This window comes from Zavarzinia sp. (genome assembly GCF_041650655.1).
Taxonomy (GTDB): Bacteria; Pseudomonadota; Alphaproteobacteria; order Zavarziniales; family Zavarziniaceae; genus Zavarzinia.
In genome coordinates this window covers 1-17,557 of sequence record NZ_JBAZKR010000082.1, presented here as the reverse complement: position 1 = coordinate 17,557, position 17,557 = coordinate 1, and the positions used below count along the sequence as shown (strand labels likewise).

The 17,557-nt window shown below is 67.7% G+C and carries 14 protein-coding genes; 8 read left to right on the top strand and 6 right to left on the bottom strand.

Annotation, left to right across the window (positions count from 1 at the left end):
* Together WC493_RS16765 and WC493_RS16760 are read right to left on the bottom strand one after the other, a co-directional pair.
* Positions 1-316, bottom strand: a 316-nt coding sequence (locus WC493_RS16765; protein ID WP_373066719.1) for an acetyl-coenzyme A synthetase N-terminal domain-containing protein, incomplete at its 3' end; no start/stop codon positions are given.
* 63 nt (positions 317-379) lie between these two features.
* Positions 380-2,035: an MFS transporter gene (locus tag WC493_RS16760; RefSeq protein WP_373066717.1), complete on the bottom strand. Its 1,656-nt coding sequence runs from the start codon at positions 2,033-2,035 to the stop codon at positions 380-382.
* Between the two features lie 286 nt (positions 2,036-2,321).
* On the opposite strand from WC493_RS16760, the gene WC493_RS16755 reads away from it, so the two are divergent.
* The gene (locus WC493_RS16755) at positions 2,322-5,747 is read left to right on the top strand and encodes a NahK/ErcS family hybrid sensor histidine kinase/response regulator (protein ID WP_373066716.1); all 3,426 of its coding nucleotides are present in this window, start codon (positions 2,322-2,324) and stop codon (positions 5,745-5,747) included.
* Positions 5,748-6,022: 275 nt separating this feature from the next.
* Here WC493_RS16755 and WC493_RS16750 read toward each other — a convergent pair whose 3' ends face one another.
* The gene (locus tag WC493_RS16750; RefSeq protein ID WP_373066715.1) at positions 6,023-6,685 is read right to left on the bottom strand and encodes a response regulator; all 663 of its coding nucleotides are present in this window, start codon (positions 6,683-6,685) and stop codon (positions 6,023-6,025) included.
* Between the two features lie 253 nt (positions 6,686-6,938).
* Between WC493_RS16750 and WC493_RS16745 the strand changes: the two genes are divergently transcribed.
* From WC493_RS16745 to WC493_RS16720, 6 genes are all read left to right on the top strand, one after another.
* Positions 6,939-7,691, top strand: a complete 753-nt coding sequence (locus tag WC493_RS16745) for an ABC transporter ATP-binding protein (RefSeq protein ID WP_373066713.1) — start codon at positions 6,939-6,941, stop codon at positions 7,689-7,691.
* Positions 7,684-8,424 carry an ABC transporter ATP-binding protein gene (locus WC493_RS16740; protein ID WP_373066712.1) on the top strand — a complete coding sequence of 247 codons (741 nt, stop codon included), beginning with the start codon at positions 7,684-7,686 and terminating at the stop codon, positions 8,422-8,424. Before WC493_RS16745 ends, WC493_RS16740 begins: the two co-directional genes overlap by 8 nt.
* 46 nt (positions 8,425-8,470) lie before the next feature.
* Entirely contained in the window at positions 8,471-9,679 is a 1,209-nt protein-coding gene (locus WC493_RS16735; RefSeq protein ID WP_373066711.1) for an ABC transporter substrate-binding protein, read from the top strand.
* A 36-nt stretch (positions 9,680-9,715) separates the two neighbouring features.
* A complete protein-coding gene (locus WC493_RS16730) occupies positions 9,716-10,603 on the top strand; it encodes a branched-chain amino acid ABC transporter permease (RefSeq protein ID WP_373066709.1) in 888 nt (295 codons plus the stop codon).
* Between the two features lie 2 nt (positions 10,604-10,605).
* A complete protein-coding gene (locus WC493_RS16725) occupies positions 10,606-11,598 on the top strand; it encodes a branched-chain amino acid ABC transporter permease (RefSeq protein WP_373066708.1) in 993 nt (330 codons plus the stop codon).
* A gap of 64 nt (positions 11,599-11,662) precedes the next feature.
* Positions 11,663-12,301: an HD family hydrolase gene (locus WC493_RS16720; protein ID WP_373066707.1), complete on the top strand. Its 639-nt coding sequence runs from the start codon at positions 11,663-11,665 to the stop codon at positions 12,299-12,301.
* A gap of 12 nt (positions 12,302-12,313) precedes the next feature.
* Here the strand turns inward: WC493_RS16720 and WC493_RS16715 are convergent, their stop codons facing one another.
* Together WC493_RS16715 and WC493_RS16710 are read right to left on the bottom strand one after the other, a co-directional pair.
* Positions 12,314-14,140 carry a tetratricopeptide repeat-containing protein gene (locus WC493_RS16715; RefSeq protein ID WP_373066705.1) on the bottom strand — a complete coding sequence of 609 codons (1,827 nt, stop codon included), beginning with the start codon at positions 14,138-14,140 and terminating at the stop codon, positions 12,314-12,316.
* A gap of 15 nt (positions 14,141-14,155) precedes the next feature.
* Complete coding sequence (locus WC493_RS16710) at positions 14,156-14,863, bottom strand: Crp/Fnr family transcriptional regulator (RefSeq protein ID WP_373066704.1); 708 nt, start codon at positions 14,861-14,863, stop codon at positions 14,156-14,158.
* Positions 14,864-15,073: 210 nt separating this feature from the next.
* Here WC493_RS16710 and WC493_RS16705 point away from each other — a divergent pair, with 210 nt between their 5' ends.
* Positions 15,074-15,997, top strand: a complete 924-nt coding sequence (locus WC493_RS16705) for a hypothetical protein (protein ID WP_373066703.1) — start codon at positions 15,074-15,076, stop codon at positions 15,995-15,997.
* Between the two features lie 5 nt (positions 15,998-16,002).
* Here the strand turns inward: WC493_RS16705 and WC493_RS16700 are convergent, their stop codons facing one another.
* On the bottom strand, positions 16,003-17,412 hold the full coding sequence (locus WC493_RS16700) for a S8 family serine peptidase (protein ID WP_373066702.1): 1,410 nt from the start codon (positions 17,410-17,412) through the stop codon (positions 16,003-16,005).
* Between the last annotated feature and the right edge of the window lie 145 nt (positions 17,413-17,557).

Genomic DNA, 17,557 nt, shown 5'->3' with positions numbered 1-17,557 from the left:
GGATGGCGACCTTGTCGGCCCTGGTCTCGAGGTGGCGGTCGAGGCAGTTGGCGGCGACATTGAGCACGCCGTCGTGGAACCAGCGGATGTGCACGTTACCGGGGCCGAAGGAGACGTCCTTCACCGCGCCGGCCGAATAGGGCTTGATCCAGGAAAGCCGCTTGCCCGCCTCGCCCCAGAAGCCTACCGGGTCTTCCACCGACCGGCGGTAACCCGAAGCGTAACCCGCGGCATCGACATGCGCCTTCGCCGCGAAACCGGCCGGAACCGGATAGAGGGGATCATGGGCGGCATCGGGCTTGGGCGTGGCGGTCATCGGGCGTCTCCAATTTCGTATGGGGAGAGGGTGGCGGCCGGGCCGCCACCCTCGCGTCGTCGATCAGTCGATGATCGTGTTGTCCTTGGTTTCGCGGACGAAGAGCATGCCGATCACGAAGGTGCCGGCAGCGATGATGATCGGGTACCAGAGGCCGTCGTAGATATTGCCGGTGGCCGCCACGATGGCGAAGGCGGTGGTCGGCAGGAAGCCGCCGAACCAGCCGTTGCCGATGTGATAGGGCAGCGACATCGAGGTGTAGCGGATGCGGGTCGGGAAGAGTTCCACCAGCATGGCCGCGATCGGGCCGTAGACCATGGTGACATAGACCACCAGGACGAAGAGCAGGACCAGCAGCATCACATGATTGATGCCTGCGGGATCCGCCTTGAGCGGGTAGCCGGCGTCGGACAGCGCCTTGGTCAGCGCCGCGTCGAAGGCCGCGGCCTTCTCCTTGGCGTCGGGCGCGGTGCCGTCATAGCCGTCGATGGTCAGGCCGCCGATCTTCACGACCGCCGAGGTGCCTTCCGGCGCCACTTCGTTCGAGTAGGGCGTGCCGCGCTTCACCAGGGCGCTCTTCACCACGTCGCAGGGGGTGACGAACTTCGAGGTGCCGACCGGGTTGAACTGGAAGGTGCACTTGTTGGGATCGGCCACGACCACGACCGGCGAGGCGGCCTGGGCCTGTTCGAGCGCCGGATTGGCGTAGTGGGTGATCGCCTTGAAGATCGGGAAATAGGTCAAGGCGGCGATCAGGCAGCCGGCCATGATGATCGGCTTGCGGCCGATCCGGTCGGACAGCGAGCCGAAGATGACGAAGAAGGGCGTGCCGATCAGCAGCGAGCCGGCGATCAGCAGGTTCGCGGTCTGGGCGTCGACCTTCAGGGTCTGGGTCAGGAAGAACAGGGCGTAGAACTGGCCGGTGTACCAGACCACGGCCTGGCCGGCGGTCAGGCCGAACAGGGCGATCAGGACGATCTTCAGGTTGCCCCAGCGGGCGAAGCTTTCGGTCAGCGGCGCCTTCGAGCGGGTGCCCTCTTCCTTCATCTTCTGGAACAGCGGCGATTCATTCAGCTGCAGACGGATCCAGACGGAAACCCCGAGCAGGATGATCGAGACCAGGAAGGGAATGCGCCAGCCCCAGCTCTCGAAGTCCTCGGGCGACATCGACAGGCGCACGCCCATGATGACGAGGAGCGAGAGGAACAGGCCGATGGTCGCCGTGGTCTGGATCCAGGAGGTGAACTTGCCGCGCTTGTTGGGCGGGGCATGTTCCGCGACATAGGTCGCGGCACCGCCGTATTCACCGCCGAGCGCGAGGCCCTGGAGCAGGCGGAGGGAGATCAGGATGATCGGCGCCGCGACGCCGATCGAGGCATAGGACGGCAGGATGCCGACGATGAAGGTCGAGGCACCCATCATCAGGATGGTGATGAGGAAGGTATATTTGCGGCCGACGAGGTCGCCCAGGCGACCGAACACCAGCGCGCCGAAGGGGCGCACGGCGAAGCCCGCGGCGAAGGCCATCAGGGCGAAAATGAAGGCGGCGGTCGGATTGACGCCGGAGAAGAACTGCTTGGAAATCACGGCAGCGAGTGAGCCGTAGAGGTAGAAATCATACCACTCGAACACGGTGCCGAGCGACGACGCGAACACGACCTTCCGCTTCTCAGCGGCCTCGGCTCGCTCCTTGTCCTTTCCCATTGCCACGCTGACCATCTTTTACCTCCCTGGGCGGTTTTTCGCCCGTTGTACCCCGTTTGAGCCAGATCAAGGCTCTCGGCCTTTGCCGATCGCCACAGTGGTACCGGAGGCTTGCCAACAGGTGAGCCCCGACAATGGTCGAAAAACCGCCTCCGCCAGAGAAATGGCGGCCCATGCGTCAAGTCATGTTGCGTTGCAAAAACGTATTTCCGGCGGGCCTTGCCATCGCAATGTCATATGGAAATAGACAAAGGTCGGTATTGGCGCGTAGATGGAGATGTGCAGGGAGGGTCGTGACGCCATGTTGCAGGACTGGGCAATCCTGCTGATGTCGCTTCTGTATATCGGCAGTCTCTTCGCAATCGCCTATGTGGGCGACTGGCGCCAACGACGCGGTGCCACGTCGCAGCGCGTGGTCTATGCCCTCTCGCTGGCGATCTACTGCACCTCCTGGACCTTCTACGGCAGCGTCGGCCGGGCCGTGGCGGCGGGGTGGGATTTCTTCCTGATCTTCGTCGGGCCGATCGTGATCATGCTGTTCGGCCACCGCCTGCTGGCCCGCATGGTGTTGATCGCGCGCAACCAGAACATCACCTCGATCGCCGACTTCATCGGCTCGCGCTACGGCAAGAGCCGGGCCGTCTCGGCCCTGGTCGCGGTGCTGGCGATCGTCGGCGTACTGCCCTATATCGCGCTCCAGCTGAAAGCCGTGTCGGACAGTTTCGACACCGTCGTGGGCACGGCGGCGACCAGCGGTGCCGGCGACTTCCACGCCTGGCGCGACACCGCCCTGATCGTCGCCGTGATGATGGCGGTCTTCACCATGCTGTTCGGCATCCGCCGCGCCCAGGCGACCGAGCAGCACCGCGGCATGATGCTGGCGATCGCCTTCGAATCGCTCGTGAAGCTGGCCGCCTTCGTTGCCGTCGGCCTTTTTGTAACCTATGAAGTCTTCGGCGGTTTCGGCGGCCTGTTCGCCAAGGTCGCGCATGATCCGGCCTTCGTCCGTTTCGCCTCGCCCACGCTCGATACCGGCTGGCTCACCCTGACCGTCCTGTCGGGTCTCGCCTTTCTGTGCCTGCCGCGCCAGTTCCATGTCGCGGTGATCGAGCACGGTGCCGGCAACCACCTGGACATGGCCCGCTGGCTCTTCCCGCTCTATCTCGTCGTCATCAATCTCTTCGTCGTGCCGATCGCGGTCGCCGGTCTGACGGCACTGCCGGCGGGCACCGCGCCCGATACTTTCGTGCTGGCGATTCCGATGGCGCGGGGCGACGACGTGCTCTCGACCTTCGCCTTCATCGGCGGCCTTTCGGCGGCCAGCAGCATGGTGATCGTCGCCTGCCTGGCGCTCTCGATCATGGCCTCGAACGAGATCGCCATGCCCTTCCTGCTGCGCTGGCGCCAGTTCGATCGCCACGACAGCGGCCGCGTGGTGGTGGTGACCAGGCGCGCGGCCGTAGTCGTCGTGCTGCTGCTCGGCTATCTCTACGAACGCGCGCTGGTCGGCCAGATGACGCTGGTCTCGATCGGTCTCATCTCCTTTGCGGCGGTGGCTCAATTCGCGCCCGCCCTGCTGCTCGGCCTGTTCTGGCGTGGGGCGCATCGCAATGGCGCGGTGGCGGGCCTGGTGGGCGGTGCCCTGGTCTGGTTCTTCGTCCTCTTCATGCCCTCGATCACGGGTAACGGGGGGGATCTCGTCACCCTCGATGGCCTGCTCGAGGAGACCCTGGGCGGGCTCGATCCGCTCAGCCGCGGCGTGGTCGCCAGCCTCGGGCTGAACCTCTGCCTGCTGGTCGTGGTCTCGCTCTTCTCCGCCCCGCACAAGCGCGACCGCGAACAGGCCGAAGCCTTCGTCAACCCCCAGGTCGAATTGGACGCCGAGACGGTGCAGCGCGCCGGCGCCGCCATGACGATCGAGGAATTGAAGAGCCTGTCGGCCCGCTTCATCGGTGTCGACCAGGCCGAACAGGCCTATGCCGGGATCGAGCGGACGGGGGTCAATGTCGCGGCTTTCACCGAACGCCTGCTGTCGGGCGTGATCGGTGCCGCCTCGGCCCGCGTCGTGCTGGCTTCGGCACGGCAGGGCACGCGCCTTTCGGGCCGTGCCATGCGCGCCGTCCTGGGCGAGGCGACCGAGGCGATCCGGCAGAATTTCACCCTGCTGCGCACCACGCTCGACCACGTCAGCCAGGGCATCGGCGTGTTCGACCGCGACCACCGCCTGACCACCTGGAACGAGCGCTTCTTCGACATGCTGTGGCTGCCGCCGGAACAGGCGCGGGTCGGCACCTCGACCGGCGAACTGGGCGTGGTCGGCCGCCTGCGCGCGCTCGGTTCCGCGCTGACACCGCCACCGGGCGGGCTCACCGCCGTGCGCGAAGTCGAGCGGCCGGACGGGGCGCGCGTGGAACTGCGCTTTGATTCCATGCCCGGCGGCGGCTTTTCGGTCATGGTCACCGACGTGACCGACCGCCACCATGCGGAAGCCGCCCTGAAGCTCGCCAACGAGACGCTGGAGCGCCGGGTCGAGGAACGCACCTCCGACCTGACCCGTGTGATCGCCGAACTGGACCAGGCACGCAACGAGGCGGAAGAAGCCAATCTGGGCAAGACCCGTTTCCTCGCCGCGGCCAGCCACGACCTGCTGCAGCCACTCCACGCCGCCCGTCTGTTCGCCACCGCGCTGAGCGACCGTCACCCGGACGAGCCGCTGGTCGGCAAGGTCGACCAGGGCCTCGCCGCGGTCGAGGTGCTGCTCGACGCCTTGCTCGACATCTCGCGTCTCGACCAGGGGGTGATGACGCCGGATTGGCAGGCGGTCGCCCTCGGCCCGCTGATGGAGGGCATCGCCTCGACCCTGGCGCCGCTCGCGGCCAAGCGCGGTGTGGAGCTGGTGGTCATGCCGTCCAGCTTGGCCGTTCGCTCCGATCCGCAGCTCCTGCGCCGGGTGATCCAGAACTATCTCTCGAACGCGATCCGTTACAGCGATCCGGCGCGGCCGCGTTGTCGCGTGCTGATCGGCGCACGCCGGCGCGGCGACCATGCCGTGGTCGAAGTCTGGGACAGTGGCCCCGGCATCGCGGCGGAGCAGCGCGAGACGATCTTCGGCGAATTCGTTCGGCTCAACCCCAAGATGGAGGAGCAGGGGGCGAGGGGCCTCGGCCTCGGCCTCGCCATCGTCGAGCGGATCTGCCGCATCCTGGACCATCCGATCGGGCTTCGCTCGACCGTTGGGCGCGGCGCCGTCTTCACCGTCGCGGCCCCGCTGACCGAAGCGCCCGCTCTGCGTCGGGCCGAGACGATCCAGGTTCGCCCGCCGGAAGAAGAACAGGCGCGGCTCTTCGTCCTCGCGATCGACGACGAGGCGGCGATCCGGGAAGCGATCACCGCCCTGCTGAAAGGCTGGGCTTGCGACGTGGTGACGGCGGAATCGCTCGATGCTGCGCGCCAGGCGATGCGCGACGCCGGGCGGAGCCCCGACGTCATCCTGGTCGACTATCACCTGGGCGGCAGCGCCAACGGCCTCGGCGTGATCACGGCATTGCGCCAGCAGGCGGGCTGGCTGCTGCCGGCCGCCCTGATCACCGCCGACCGCGAGCCGCGCCTGCGCCAGGAAGCCAAGCGGCACCAGGTCGAACTGCTGCCGAAGCCGGTGAAGCCGGCGGCGCTGCGCGCCTATCTCGACCATCTGCGCAAGCAGCAGGGCCTCGCCGCGGCGAGCTGAGCACCCGGCTCCCGGGGCCACGGTCGGGCCGGAATCAGGCAGTATCATCGTCGGGAAAACAGCCTTTGACCGTCATCGCCGGGCTCGACCCACGGCTGTCCGGTTGAGGAAGTCGGGTTACTCCAAGGAGCCCCAGCACCACTCGCGATCGTCATCGCCGGGCTCGACCCGGCGATCCACGCCTCTCCGCCCGGCTCGGTGTTCTCGTGGATGGCCGTGTCAAGCACGGCCATGACGGCAAGACCAGGGGGATTTTCTCTGGGACCTCGTCCGCTTCAGTCGACTGTCTTGAAATCCAGCAGGCGGGCGGCGATCACGGCCTGGGTGCGGCTGTGTACGCCGAGCTTCTTCAGGATCGCGGTGACATGAGCCTTCACCGTGGCCTCGCCGACGCCGAGTTCGTAGGCGATCTGCTTGTTGAGCAGGCCCTGGGACATCATGGCCAGGACCTTGAGCTGCTGGGGCGTGAGCTCGCCGAGGCGCTTGGCGATGTCCTGGCGGCTGGTGCCGGTGCCGGCCGCCGCCGGGGCGGTCGACGGGGGCAGCCAGACTTGGCCGTCCAGGATCTGGCCGACCGCTTCCGCGATCGTTTCGAGCGGGGAGGATTTCGGGATGAAGCCGGCGGCGCCGAATTCGATCGCCCGGCGCATCACGGTCTCGTCGTTGGTCGCCGAGACCATGGCGACCGGCACCAGCGGGTGGGCGGCACGCATCGAGGCGAGGCCGGTGAAACCGTCCATGCCCGGCATGTTGAGATCGAGGATCACGAGATCGACCGACCCCAGCCGGTCGACCGCCGCCTTGGCTTCGTCCAGGCTGGAGGCGTCCACTACCGTGACGTCGTTCAGGCTCTGCGTCAGGGCGTGGCGCATCGCGTCGCGGACCAGCGGGTGATCGTCGGCGACCACCACGGTCCACCCGGGTTCTGCACCTTCCATCGCACACTCTCTCGTTTCCCCTGCAACCGACACTAAGGCCGCGCCCTGGGTGGTGCAACGATGATCGGTAAAGGGTTGCCGCTTCGGCCGTCAGCAGGGCGGTTTTAGACTTAAGTAGGGGCTGTTCAGTTAAGGCCCGCATCGGTAAACGAGATGGACGGCTCGACAGAAGCCGGCGAAACGGAAGCGGCGCCAGGATGGATCACCACCCACGGGAGGTGATCCCGGAGCGCCCGAAACAGTGGGGAGCACGGTGGCCGAGCTTGTTCTCGAAACGGAAGGCCTGACCAAGGAATTTCGCGGCTTCGTCGCCGTGAAGGATGTGAACCTCAAGGTTCGCAAAGGCAGCATTCACGCGCTGATCGGTCCGAATGGTGCCGGCAAGACCACGGTCTTCAACCTGCTGACCAAATTCCTGCAGCCGACGAGCGGCGTGGTGCGCTTCAACGGGCGCGACATCACCCGGGCAAAGCCGGCTGAAATCGCCCGCATGGGCGTGGTTCGCTCGTTCCAGATTTCGGCCGTCTTTCCGCATCTGACGGTACTGGAGAACGTGCGCGTCGCCCTGCAGGCGTCGAGCTCCATGGTGTTCCATTTCTGGCGCTCCGTGCGCGAGCTCGACCATCTCGACGAGCGGGCGCGCGAACTGGTCGATGCGGTCGGCTTGTCCGCCTATCTGAACACACTCGCCGTCGAACTCTCCTACGGCCGCAAGCGGGCGCTGGAGATCGCGACCACGCTCGCCCTCGATCCCGACCTGATGCTGCTCGACGAGCCGACCCAGGGCATGGGGCACGAGGACGTCGGGCGTATCATCGAGCTGATCCGCCGGGTGCGCGAAGGCCGCACCATCCTCATGGTGGAACACAATATGTCTGTCGTCTCCGGCCTATCCGACACGATCACCGTGCTCCAGCGCGGCCAGATCCTGGCCGAAGGGCCCTACGACAGCGTTTCCAAGAACCCGGCCGTGATCGAGGCCTACATGGGGACCGGTCATGGCTGAGGCGGCGCTGAAGACCATGGCGGCGGCGGACGGCGCGCCCCGCCTGAAGATCGCCGGGCTCAACGCCTATTATGGCGAGAGCCACGTCCTGCACGGCGTCGACATCGAAGTCCGGCGCGGCGAAGTGGTCGCCCTGCTGGGCCGCAACGGCGCCGGCAAGACCACCACGCTCCGCTCGGTGATGGGGCTGGTCGGCCGGCGCACCGGCTCGATCCAGTTCGACGGCGTCGAGATCGTGGGCGCCCAGCCGAACCGGATCGCCCGCCTCGGCATCGGTTACGTGCCGGAGGAGCGGGGCATCTTCGCCAGCCTGAACGTGCAGGAAAACCTGATGCTGCCGCCGGTGATCAAGCCGGGCGGCATGAGCGTCGAGGACATCTTCACCCTGTTCCCGAACCTGCGCGAACGGCTCAGCAGCCCGGGCACCAAGCTTTCGGGCGGCGAGCAGCAGATGCTGGCGATCGCCCGCATCCTGCGCACCGGGGCCGATTTCATCTTGCTGGACGAGCCGACCGAGGGCCTCGCCCCGGTGATCGTGCAGCAGATTGGCCAAGCCGTGCGCCGCCTGAAGGAAGGCGGCCTGACCATGATCCTGGTCGAACAGTCGATTCATTTCGTTTCGACCATCGCCGACCGCTTCTATGTGATCGAGGACGGCCATGTCGTGGACGCCATGACCTCGGCCGAACTGGCCGCCAACAAGGAGCGGCTGGTCACCTATCTCGGCGTGTAACGCATAAAATAACATACATGCATAATCGTTGATCGGGAGGAAGACGATGTTCAAGAAGGCTCTGCTCGCCGGCGTGGCGGCTTCTGCCATGCTGGCCGGTTCCGCGATGGCGGCCGGTATTTCCGGCGACAAGGTGGTGATCGGTGTGCTGACCGATCTTTCCGGCGTCTATGCCGACGTCGCCGGCAAGGGTTCGGTCGCGGCCGCCGAAATGGCGGTGGCCGACTTCGGCGGCACCGTGGCCGGCAAGCCGATCGAGCTGATCTCGGCCGATCACCAGAACAAGGCCGACATCGGCGCCAACATCGCCCGCGAATGGGTCGATGCCAAGGGCGTCGACATGATGATCGACATGACCAACTCGGCGGTCGGCCTGGCCGTGCAGGGCGTGGGCGCCGAGAAGGGCGTGGTCACCATCAACACCGGCGCCGCCTCGGTGCGCCTGACTCAGAAGGAATGCTCGGCGACCGGCTTCCACTGGATCTACGACACCTATGCGCTGGCCCATGTGACGCCGCCGACCGTGATCGCCAACGGCGGCGACAGCTGGTTCCTGCTGACCGCCGACTATGCCTTCGGCCACAGCCTGGAAGCCGATGCGACCTCGGTGATCACCGAGATGGGCGGCAAGGTGGTGGGCTCGGTCCGCCATCCGTTCCCCTCGGCCGATCTGTCGTCCTTCCTGCTCCAGGCCCAGTCCTCGGGCGCCAAGGTGATCGGCCTCGCCAACGCCGGCCAGGACACCATCAACTCGGTGAAGCAGGCGGCCGAATTCGGCATCGTCGCCGGCGGCCAGAAGCTGGTGGCGCTGCTTGCCTTCCTGTCTGACATCCATTCGATCGGGCTCGATCTCGGCCAGGGCCTGAATGTCACCACCGGCTTCTATTGGGACCTGGACGACCAGACCCGCGCCTTCTCGAAGAAGTTCTTCGACAAGTTCGGCAAGGAACCGACCATGGTGCAGGCGGCCGTCTATTCGGGCGTGCTGCATTACCTGAAGGCGGTCAAGGACAGCGGCACCGACGACGGCAAGACCGTGGCCGCCAAGATGAAGGCGACGCCGGTGCAGGACGACGTCATCCACAACGGCAAGATCGGCGCCAACGGCAGCGTGATCCACGACATGTACCTGATGGAGGTCAAGAAGCCTTCGGAATCCAAGGGTGAATGGGACCTTTACAAGGTGGTGAAGACGGTACCGGGCGACCAGGCGTTCCAGGATCCGGCGAAATCCGGCTGCCCGCTGGTTCAGTAACCGAAACCTCCGGGACCGACGACGACGGGAAATTGCATGTTCGAGCTTCTCGGTATTCCGCCTCAAGCCCTGTTCGGGCAGTTGCTGCTCGGCCTCATCAACGGCTCCTTCTACGCGCTGTTGAGCCTGGGGCTCGCCGTGATCTTCGGCATGTTGAACGTGATCAACTTCGCCCATGGCGCCCTCTACATGGTGGGCGCCTTCGTGGCTTGGTTCCTGATGCAATATGCGGGGATCGGCTATTGGGGCGCCTTGGTGATCGCACCCGTCGCCGTCGGCCTGCTCGGCATCGTCATCGAAAAGACGATGCTGTCCCGCCTCTACAAGCTCGATCATTTGTACGGGTTGTTGCTTACCTTCGGCATCGCCTTGATTCTCGAAGGCAGCTTCAAGCATGAGTTTGGTGTCTCCGGCCAGGCCTATCCCGTGCCCACAGCCCTGGCCGGGGGCACCAATCTCGGCTTCATGTTCCTGCCCTTCTACCGCGGCTGGGTCGTGCTGCTCTCGGTCGTGGTCTGCGTCGCCACCTGGTATGCGATCGAACGCACCAGGCTCGGCTCCTACCTCCGCGCGGCGACCGAAAATCCGCGCCTGGTCCAGGCCTTCGGCATCAACGTGCCGGTGATGATCACCCTGACCTACGGCGTCGGCGTGGCGCTGGCCGGGCTCGCCGGGGTGATGGCGGCGCCGATCTACTCGGTCAATCCGCTGATGGGCTCCAACCTCATCATCGTGGTCTTCGCCGTCGTCGTGATCGGCGGCATGGGTTCGATCTTCGGCGCCGTCGTCTCGGGTTACCTGCTCGGTCTCACGGAGGGCCTGACCAAGGTGTTCTTCCCCGAAGCCTCGAACATCGTCGTTTTCATCATCATGGTGGTGGTGCTGTTGCTGCGCCCCGCCGGCCTCTTCGGGCGGGAGCGCTGATCATGGCCGTGAAACTCTCGACCACCGTCAGCGGTACCGTCACCGGTTCCTTCTCGCCCGGGCCGCGCATCGTCATCGGCCTGTTGCTGATCGCGCTCCTGCTGGCGCTGCCCTTCCTGGCCTATCCGGGCTTCGTGATGAAGGCGCTGTGCTTCGCGCTCTTCGCCTGCGCCTTCAACCTGGTGCTCGGCTTCGTCGGCCTGCTCTCCTTCGGGCATGCCGCCTTCTTCGGCATCGCGGCCTATGCGACCGGCTATGCCGCCAAGTTCTGGGGTTTCACGCCCGAGCTGGCGATCCTGTTCGGCGCGCTGATCGGCGGCCTGCTCGGGCTCATCGTCGGCTGGGTCGCGATCCGGCGCCAGGGCATCTATTTCGCCATGATCACCCTCGCCATTTCGCAGATGGTGTTCTTCTTCTGCATCCAGGCGGGCGGCATCACGGGCGGCGAGGACGGCTTGCAGGGCGTGCCGCGCGGCAAGGTCTTCGGCCTGATCGACATCGAGGATTCGCTGGCCGGCTACTATTTCGTGCTGGCGGTCTTCCTGCTCTGTTTCGCCCTGATCTGGCGCATCGTGCATTCGCCCTTCGGCGCCGTGCTGAAGGCGATCCGCGAGAACGAGCCGCGGGCGATCTCCCTCGGCTACAGGGTCGACCGCTTCAAGCTGCTGGCCTTCACCTTGTCGGCGGCGCTCGCCGGGGTTGCCGGCGGCACCAAGGCGATCGCGGTCCAGCTCGCCTCGCTGACCGACGTGCAGTGGCAGATGTCGGGAGAAGTGATCCTGATGACCTTGCTCGGCGGCGTCGGCACCCTGGTCGGGCCGGCGGTCGGTGCCGGCCTCGTGGTCTCGATGGAGAATTACCTGGCGGAATCCGGCCTGCCGGTGACCACGGTGATCGGCTTCGTCTTCGTCGTCTGCGTGCTCGCCTTCCGGCGCGGCATCGTCGGCGAATTCAATGTCTGGCTCGGCCGCCGGGGCAGCCGCGCCAAGTCCTGACCCTTCCCGAAACAGGCCCGGCCGCGTTAAGAGTGGGGCCGGGTCAATTTTCGGTGGTGGGATCATGGGCAGGGCAGGGGCACCGAAGGCGGCCACCAGCGAGAATCGCGTCTGGCAACGCTTCCTGTCCGGCCGCCGGCTCGACCTCGCCAATCCCTCGCCGCTCGATTTCGAGGATACCGACCTGGCCCGCGGTCTCGCCCGGATCGCGCGCTGGAACGGGGCGACCAGGGGCGACCTGCCCTATACGGTCGCCCAGCACTGTCTCGACGTGCTGGCCGAGGTCCGCCGTCGCACCCCGCCGCGCCGCCTCAGCCTGCGCCTGGAACTCGCCGCCCTGGTGCATGACGCCGCCGAAGGCCTGCTCGGCATGGATGTCATCACGCCGCTGAAGCCGCTGCTCGGCCCCTCGCTCAAGGCGCTCGAGGACGGGATGCAGCGCGCCGTCCACCAGCGTTACGGCCTGCCCTGGCCGCTGCCGCCCGAGATGGCCCGGCGGATCAAGCAGGCGGACCGCGCCCTGGCCGCCACCGAGGCGGTCCAGCTCGTCGGCCTGACCCCGGCCGAAGCCGCCGACCCCGCCACCTTCGGCATGACCGAGCCGCCCCTGGAACGGAGCTTGGAGCCCTGGCCGGCGGCCAAGGCGGAGGCCGAATTCCTGGCCGAACTGCACCGCCTGACCGGGCTCGTCCGGCGGACCTGAGACGGAGGCCCGTCAGCCGCGCCGGCGCAGCAGATACATCGGCATGCGGCCGAATTGTTTCGCGGTCGGGATGGTGCCGACATATTCCGAGCTGAACTCGCGCGAGGTCAGGGCCAGCTCGGCGGCGAAGGCTTCCGAGACGAAGACTTTGCCGGTGAAGGCGATCGGCTCGATGCGGGCGCAGCGCGTCACCTGGGCGCCGTAATAGGTCTCTTCCTCGAGGACATTGTCCCAGCTCGCATAGATCGGCCCGACGTGGCCGCCGACCCTGAGCGCCAGCGTCTCCGGCATGCCGAGGGCGTCGAGGTCGAGCCGGCCCATCTCTTCCTGGAGGTCGAGGGCGAGGGCGGCGGCCGAGGGCGCGTCGGCCATCACGGCATGGATGGCGTCACCCCAGGTGTTCTTGAACAGGGTGCGGTCGCGGTGGCGCCGGGTCGCCCGGGCGAGCCCGCCCATCACCTCGCGGAAGAAGGTCGGGATGGTCACGTCGTTGAGCTTCGAGAAACCCTTGACGTCGCAGAAGAGCAGGGCGCGCAGCACGCGCGAGGGCGGGCGCTGGGCCGGCGCCAGCTCGCTCTCCGCCTTGGGCGAAGGGGTGGGGGCGGGGGCCGCCAGGGGCGCCGCGACGGCCCCGGCCGGCCAGATCACCTCGCAGGGGCGGCCGAGCTGGTCGCGCCAGAAGGCGACATCGGCCGAGGTGCCGGCCGGCCCGGCGCCACCGATTCCGTCCCAGACGGCGAGTTGCACCGTGGGGCCACCCAGGATGTCGGCCCGCATCACCGCGAGACCCATGGCATAACGCGCGGCATAGCCGAAGATCTCGTCATCGCCCAGGAAGGGATCGAAGGTGGCGAGGCTCACCCTCATGCGTGGATGATGGATCAGGCGCTCGAAACGCTCGGTCCATTCCGGCCCTGAATCGGCGACCGAGATGCGCAGGAAATCCTCATAGGCGAAGGGCAGCACGACATGGACCTCGCCGCCCGCCTCGATGATCGCCTCGGCGAACAGGATGTCGGCGCCGGAGGCGAGCGAGCCATAGCCGACCTTGACGCCGTGGCGCGCCACCGCCGCCTGCACTTCCGCCGTCACCGCCTGTTCGAGGGCGGCCGGGAAGCGCCCGGTACGGCCCCAGGGGGTCAGCCGGTGGCCGGTGAAATGGGCCACGGCCGGCGGCATCATGGGGGCGAGCAGGGCGGGGTCGAGGCCGCGCGCCTCGATCACCAGGCGGAGCTGGCGCCGGGTCGAGGCGATCTCGGTCAGGTCGAGATCGGGCAGTGCCATGGCGGCGGTGATCGCCCCGGCCGCCTCGTCCACATCGCCCAGCACCAGGGCCGCCTCGGCCGCGGTCGCCAGTTCCCAGAAATTGGCCGGGCGGGGGGCGGCGTCCTCGGCCGGTACCAGATGGCGGCGGGCGCGTTCGGCGAAACCCTTGGCATTCCCCTCGTCGCCCGACAGGAGATAGAGGGTGGCGGCATTGATCGCCGGGTAATAGTCGGGATAGCGGACATAGGCGGCGCGATAGGCTTCCGCCGCGTCGTGCAGCTTGGCCCGCCGGGCTTCGCCCGAGAGGGCCAGGGCCTCGTCCTTCTCGATCCGGCCGATCAGGGTCGCATAGTCGAGGCCGAGATCGGGGTTGAGGCCATATTCCTCGTAGCGGCGGTGGGCCAGTTCGCTCGCCCCGGCGCGCGCCAGGCAGAGTACCGCCTCATAGGCGAGGCGCGGATCCGCGCCGTGCTCCTCGATCGCGCTGCGGGCGAGGTCGAAGGCTTCGAACAGCTCGCCCCGTTTGCGCGCGGCGCGAACGGCCCGCAGTACCTCTTCGATCACCTCGGACATGATGCAGTCTTCCGTTCAGGCCAGGTCCACCAGTGCCCGCAGATCGTCGGGCGAGTTGATGATGATCGATCCCTTTTCGATCGCGATGAGACCGCCGTCACGCCACAGTGCAAATTGCTTGTTCACGGCCTCGCGCGAGGTGCCGACCATGGCCCCCAACTCCCGCTGGGAGAGTTTCATGCGCAGCCGGAGGGGGCCGCCCCGATGCTCCGCCCCCACACTCTCGGCCAGGTTCAGCAGCCATTTGGCGAGCCGCGCCTCGAGCCCGAGGAAGGCCCGGTCTTCGATCACGCTCGACGTCCAGCGCACGCGCGCGCAGAGGATTTCGAGCAGACTGAAGCAGAGATCCGGGCTTTGCCGCATATAGGGCGCGAAATGGCGACGCGGCATGTGGAACAGCACGGTGTCGCCGATCGCGGCGGCATCGGCGGAGCGCGACTTGCCGTCGATCAGGGCGATCTCGCCGAAGAGGTCGCCGGTGTCGAGGATGTTCAGGGTGATCTCGCGCCCCTCGGCATCGCCCGAGAAGATGCGCACCTGGCCCTCGAGGATGCCGTAGAGCCCGTCGCCGTCGTCGCCCTTGGCGAAGATCATCTCGTCGTCGCCGAAGCGCCGCGTGGTCGAAAAGCCGATCAGGTCGTCCAGCACCTTTTCCGGCATGTCGCGCAGCAGGAAATGCCGCATCAGCAGCGCGCGTCGCTTCGCGCGTTCGTCCTCGTTCATGGTCCCCGCCTCGGCGCCCCAGCGCCTTGGAGCGGATCACCGATTCAGAGAATCGGCAGCCCGCTCGGATGCTTTGGTTCAGCGCGCTTTCCTGCGGCAAACCGGCTTCCACTTTGCCGGAAACCGCGCTTGACGGCATATTGGAGCCTTCCGCGCGACGGGCCAAGCCCGAAGCGCCGCCCTTTAGGCCCACGTGCCCGAAAGCCCGACATGTCCGACACTGCCGATCCCGAACTCTCCGCCCTCCAGACCATGGTCGAGCGTGCCGTCGAGGTGCTGGCCGAGGCGCCGGACGATGCCGCCGCCGCCCGCCTGCTGGACGGCAGCCGCCGCCTGGTCGACGCCTTGATGGCCCGGCGCATGGGCGAGGAGGCGCTGGCCCTGCTCGACCGCGTGTGGGACCTGCCGGCGCTGGCCGATTTCGGCATCGAGTCGGGCATTCTGGGCTTCCTCTCGATTCGCGTGATGCAGGCCGGCAACCGGCACGAGGCGGCGATCGAACGGGCGCAGGCGGTCGCGGCCAAGATCGGCGCCGTGCGCGGCGACGGCCGGGGCCTCGGCGGGCCGCTGCTGGCCGATGTGGCGCAGGCCCGCGCCGCCTCGCTCGAGACCATCGGCCGCCGGGCCGAGGCACGCGACGCCCAGGCGGAAGCGGTCGCCCGCCGCCTCTCCCTCGCCGGGCGGAGCGACCTGCCGGATCAGCGCGCGCCGCTCGCCTCCGCCCGCAACGCCCTCGGCCGGCTGCATCTCCAGCTCGGCGAGGCCGAGGCCGCGATCGAGGTCCTGCAAGCCTGTATCGACGAGCTGCACGAGGTCGCCGAGGCGACCGAGGGTAAGCTGCCGCCCAATCTGTTCAACACCCATGCCGCCGCCTCGAACCGCCTGGGCCGCGCGCTGACGGCCGCCGGCCGGCCCTTCGAGGCGCATCCGCATCTGATGACTTCGGTCGAGTCGATGCGCAATCTGGTGAACGAGACGCGCAACCTCGGCCTGGTCGAGGATTTCCTGACCGCCCTCGGCGATCTCGAAAAGGCGGAACGGGCGATGGGCAACGATGCCGTCGCCGCCAATCTCTCGGCCGAGGCGGCGCGCTGGCGCGACCGCCTGCGTGAGAAGGCCGCCAAGGCCCCCTGAAGGGCTCAGCGCTGGAAGCAGGCGCCGTCGAATTGCAGCAGGCGGATGCCCTCGACGTCGGTCGGATGGGCCTCCGCCAGGAGACGGGGGCGGGGATCGCCACCCGCGGCGATCGCCGTCAGGGCGGCGCCGGCCGCGAGGGGGCTGGCGAAGGAGGTTCCGCTCACCGTGGCGTCGCCGATCAACAGGCCGACCCCCGGCGCGCCCAGGCCCGTGGTCGCCGGACGGGAAGATCCCTGCCAGACGCGGTTCAGGCGATCGGTCGCGGCGACGGCGATGACCTGCGGATAGGCGGCGGGATAGGCGGCGGGTGAGGCGGCACCGCCGTTGCCGCTGGGTGCCACCAGCACCATGCCGGTTGCCGCCGCCTGTTCGACCGCCCGGCGCAACAGGGCATTGTCCGGCCCCGCCAGGCTGATGTTCACCACGGCGGCGCCGCGCTCAGCCAGCCAGTCCAAGGCGGTGGCGATCGAGGTCGCCGAGGCGAAATCCCGCTTGCCGATATGTTCGACAGCGGCCGCATGGAGCACGCGGGCGCCCGGCACCACCCCGACGGTCGGCCCGGCCAGGAGGGAGACGACATAGCTGCCGTGGGCATCGGGCCGCGCTTCATAGCCGCCGTCGATGGTGCTCTTGCTCTCGACCGTGACACCGGCGAGATCGCCGATACCTGGTGCCAGCGCCGTGTCGATCACTCCGATGATCCGCCCGGTCGCGCAACCGGCGGCATCGTGGGACCAATTGGTCAGGCGGCGGTGCCAATTGAGGGCGGTGATCGGCGGCCGCGCGCCGGCGGCGTCGGATCCATGCGGCCGATAGAGCGAATTGAGGGCGATTTCGGCGTCGGGGAAGGCCCTCCGGAGGTTGTCCAGCGTGTTCTCGGCGGAACCCGACCCGACCCGCAGGCGAAGGATGTGCAGGCCCAGGGTCGGGAGATCGCGGGTCTCGACGATGGTCACGCCGAAGGGGCGGAGCTCCGCCTCGGTCGCCGCACTGCCGACCATGGTGAGTTCGCCCGCGATATGCGGGCCGTCGTGGCCGCTGCCGCTCGCACCCGGGGCGCCACCGCCATCGGCAATGCCGCCCGTATCGTCGCCACCGGAATCGTCATCGGCGGCATCGTCACCGCCCGAACCGCTGCTGCCGGAATCGTCGCCGCTCCCGTCGTCACTGCTCCCGTCGTCGCCGCCCGAATTGCTGCCGCTCGAATCGTCGCCCCCCGATCCGCTCCGGCCGGAGTCGTGATCCGAGCCGCCGCTGCCTGAGCCGCCGCCGCTACTGCCGCCCCCTCCGTCACCGCCGCCGCCCTCACCACCTTCGCCGCCGCCGTCCTTGGCGAGGGCGGTGCCGTGATGGTGCGGCGCCGCCACGAGGAAGAGGCCGAGGCATAGAGTCAGGCAGAGCTTGCGCAGCATCTCAGGGCTCGAGCAGGACGGTCTGGCTGCTGCCGTCGCTGCCGCGGCAGGCCAGGACCCTGGTACCGCCGCTGGCGGAGGCGAAAATCCGGCACGGCAGTCCCGCCAGTTCGGTGTCGGGCCGTTTCGCCAGTTGCTCGCCGTC